This is a genomic window from Rhodoferax sp. OV413 (assembly GCF_945881795.1).
GTDB lineage: Bacteria > Pseudomonadota > Gammaproteobacteria > Burkholderiales > Burkholderiaceae_C > Allorhodoferax.
Genome location: NZ_CAMCVG010000140.1, coordinates 1 through 3,736 on the forward strand (window position 1 = coordinate 1; position 3,736 = coordinate 3,736).

Genomic DNA, 3,736 nt, shown 5'->3' on the forward strand with positions numbered 1-3,736 from the left:
TGATTCTGGCGCGCCACACCGGTCAGAAAAAGCGTGCGGCGGCCCAGCGCCTGAGGGCCTTGCTGGGGGAATTCGGCCTGTTGGCCTTGCTCGATACGCGCTTTACTTTGCCCGCCGACAATCAGGCTGACAACGAAATCCTGCCCGCCGACGTTAATGGTCCATAAGGCCAGGCCTTTGCACACGGAGAAACCGATGACATTTTTGATGAACCAGTCCCCTAAAAATCCCATGAAAACTTCCCTGAAAGCTCCCCTCCGGCGAGCCGCAGTCACCACATCGACACTGGCGCTGGCCGCTGTGTTGGGCGCCTGCGCCAGTAGCAGCCCTGACGTGATCCAGCGCGCAGACGCCCAGCGCATGGCCCAGGTGCAAGACGGCGTGGTGCTGTCGGTGCGCAATGTGGTGGTGGACGGAAACCAGTCCGGCGCCGGCGCGGCGGTGGGTGGCGTGGTGGGTGCGATTGGCGGCTTTGGCGGCAGCGGCGTGCAGCGCGAGGCCCAGGTCCTGGGCGTGCTGGCCGGTGTGGCCGGTGCTGCCGCAGGCAATGCACTCGAGCGCTTTGCCACCCGCGAAGAAGCGGTGGAAGTTCTGGTACAGCTCAAGGGCGGTGAGCGCCGCGCCATCGTGCAGGCCAAGGGCAATGAGCAGCTCGCATCCGGCGACGAGGTGATCATCGTGACCACCGGAGGCAAGGTCCGCGTGACCAAAGCGCCGAAGTAAGCGCGCCTCCCGCGTTTTCTGCTGCCATCGCGCCCCATGGCACGGCTTCCCCGGCTGGCAATTGCCTCGCACCTGCACCATGTGCTGCAGCGGGGCGGACATGGACAGCCGGTCTGCCTTGACACCCAGGACTTTGAGACACTGCTCGAGGCGGTTTTTGAGTCGGCCCGACAGCACGGCGTGGCGGTGCATGGCTACACCGTCCTCCCCGATCACTTCCATCTGCTGCTCACGCCTCCCACCGATGTCGCCCTGCCGCTCATGATGCAGGGGCTGGGCCGCAGATATGTGCGCTATTTCAACCAGCGCTACGCCCGCCGCGGCACACTGTGGGAGGGTCGTTTCAAGTCTGCGGTTTTGCAGCCGGCCTATGCGCTACAGGTTCTCACCTTCATGGACACCCACCCGCAGCGCAACACCGGCCCCGGCCCCGCGCCGGCAGAGTCGCCATGGTCCAGCTTCGCGCATTACAGCGGAGCCCGCCCCGACAGGCGGCTAAGCACCCATCCGGCCTATTGGGGCCTGGGCAACACGCCTTTTGCGCGGGAAGCGGCCTATCAGGCCGCGGCGGGCGAGGGCCTCACCGCAGTGCAGCGCAGCACCATCACCGACGCGGTGACACGCGCCTGGGCGCTGGGGGACGCCGGTTTCCTGGATGGCTTGCAAAAACTCACCGCCCGCAGGCTGGTGCGCAAATCTCCCGGCCGGCCTGCTTCGAGCGCCAAAAAAGCATAAAAATAGGCGTTAGCGCTTATGGGATATGCGCTGGTAGCTATCAATTTTGATATGTCCCCGATTTAATTTCCACATTATTGGGTCGGAATTATTGGGTGTCTGACCCCATTTAATTGACTTGGCTCTTTTGTTGCATTGCAGTATCCTCCGGGTCCACTGTCATTCCTAGGAGTTCGCCATGACGACGGCCGCCGAAATCCAACACCTTAAAGACCACGGTTTGTACAACAGCGCCAACGAGCACGATGCCTGCGGCGTCGGTTTCGTGGCCCACATTCGCGGCGAGAAAAGCCACTCCATCGTCAAGAACGCGCTCAAGATTCTCGAGAACCTGGACCACCGTGGCGCCGTGGGCGCCGACCCGCTAATGGGCGATGGCGCCGGCATCCTGATCCAAGTGCCCGATGCGCTCTACCGCGAAGCCATGGCCCGCGCCGGCACCGCGCCGGACGGCACCGTTGGCGTGACTTTGCCGCCCCAGGGCGAGTACGGCGTTGGCATGATCTTTTTGCCCAAGGAACACGCTTCCCGCCTGGCCTGCGAGCAAGAAATGGAACGCGCCATCAAGGCCGAGGGCCAGGTGCTGCTGGGCTGGCGCGATGTGCCGGTGAACCGCGACATGCCGATGTCGCCCACCGTGCGCGAAAAAGAGCCGGTGCTGCGCCAGGTGTTCATCGGCCGCGGCAACGATGTCATCGTGCAAGACGCGCTGGAGCGCAAGCTCTACGTGATCCGCAAGACCGCCAGCGCCAACATCCAGGCGCTGGGTCTGACCCATTCGAAAGAGTACTACGTGCCCAGCATGTCCAGCCGTACCGTGGTTTACAAGGGCCTGCTGTTGGCCGACCAGGTGGGCGTGTATTTCAAAGACCTCGAAGACGAGCGCTGCGTATCGGCGCTGGGCCTGGTACACCAGCGTTTTTCCACCAACACCTTTCCCGAGTGGCCGCTGGCCCACCCCTATCGCTATGTGGCGCACAACGGCGAAATCAACACCGTCAAGGGCAACTACAACTGGATGAAGGCGCGCGAAGGCGTGATGACGTCGCCGGTGCTGGCCGCTGACCTGCAAAAGCTCTACCCCATCAGCTTCGCCGACCAGTCCGACACCGCCACCTTCGACAACTGCCTCGAGCTGCTCACCATGGCCGGCTACCCGATCAGCCAGGCAGTGATGATGATGATTCCCGAGCCGTGGGAACAGCACACCACCATGGACGAGCGCCGCAAGGCCTTCTACGAATACCACGCCGCCATGATGGAGCCATGGGACGGTCCCGCCTCCATCGTGTTCACCGATGGCCGCCAGATCGGCGCCACCCTGGACCGCAACGGCCTTCGCCCCTCGCGCTACTGCATCACCGACGACGACCTGGTCATCATGGGTTCCGAGTCGGGCGTTTTGCCCGTGCCCGAGAACAAGATCGTGCGCAAATGGCGCCTGCAGCCCGGCAAGATGTTCCTCATCGACCTTGAACAAGGCCGCATGATTGACGACGAAGAGCTCAAGGCCAGCCTTGCTAACAGCAAGCCCTACAAGCAGTGGATTGAGAACGTGCGGATCAAGCTCGACGATGTGACTTTCGAGGAGCGCCGCGTCGACCAGGCCCTGTCCGCTGTGGTGGGCGCCATCGAGCCCAAGCGCGCCGAAGACCAGGCGCCTTTGCTGGACCGCCAGCAGGCCTTCGGCTTCACCCAGGAAGACCTCAAGTTCCTGATCGCCCCCATGGCCACTGCCGGCGAAGAAGCCATCGGCTCCATGGGTAACGACAGCCCCCTGGCCGTGCTGTCGGACAAAAACAAGCCGCTGTACAGCTACTTCAAGCAGCTCTTTGCGCAGGTGACCAATCCGCCGATTGACCCGATCCGCGAAGCCATCGTCATGTCGCTGGTGTCTTTCATCGGCCCCAAGCCCAATCTGCTGGACATCAACCAGGTCAACCCGCCCATGCGGCTGGAAGTGACGCAGCCGATTCTGGATTTCTCCGACATGGCCAAGGTGCGCGACATTGAGAAGCACACCCAAGGCAAGTTCCGCAGCTACACGCTGGACATCACCTACCCGCTGGCCTGGGGCCACGAGGGCGTGGAGGCCAAGCTGGCGTCTCTGTGCGCCGAAGCGGTGGACGCTATCAAGAGCGGCAAAAATATCCTCATCGTCAGCGACCGCGCTATCAGCGCAAACCAGGTCGCTATTCCGGCACTGCTGGCCCTGTCGGCTATCCACCAGCACCTGGTGCGCGCCGGACTGCGCACCACGGCGGGCCTGGTGGTGGAA

At 63.0% G+C, this 3,736-nt stretch carries 3 protein-coding genes; all 3 read left to right on the forward strand.

Going from position 1 to position 3,736, the window contains the following annotated elements; translation table 11 throughout:
- Nucleotides 1-231 precede the first annotated feature (231 nt).
- Entirely contained in the window at nucleotides 232-723 is a 492-nt protein-coding gene (locus Q0O05_RS11695; RefSeq protein WP_293663230.1) for a hypothetical protein, read from the forward strand.
- Nucleotides 724-759: 36 nt separating this feature from the next.
- Entirely contained in the window at nucleotides 760-1,458 is a 699-nt protein-coding gene (locus Q0O05_RS11700; RefSeq protein ID WP_293663232.1) for a transposase, read from the forward strand.
- Nucleotides 1,459-1,636: 178 nt separating this feature from the next.
- Nucleotides 1,637-3,736 (forward strand): glutamate synthase central domain-containing protein (locus Q0O05_RS11705; RefSeq protein WP_293663234.1); only part of this gene is annotated, 2,100 nt, incomplete at its 3' end.

What these genes read in the sequence shown, in the direction of transcription:
- Q0O05_RS11695 (WP_293663230.1), top strand. Translation starts at nt 232, where the DNA reads ATGAAAACTTCCCTGAAAGCTCCCCTCCGGCGAGCCGCAGTCACCACA.
- Q0O05_RS11700 (WP_293663232.1), top strand. Translation starts at nt 760, where the DNA reads ATGGCACGGCTTCCCCGGCTGGCAATTGCCTCGCACCTGCACCATGTG.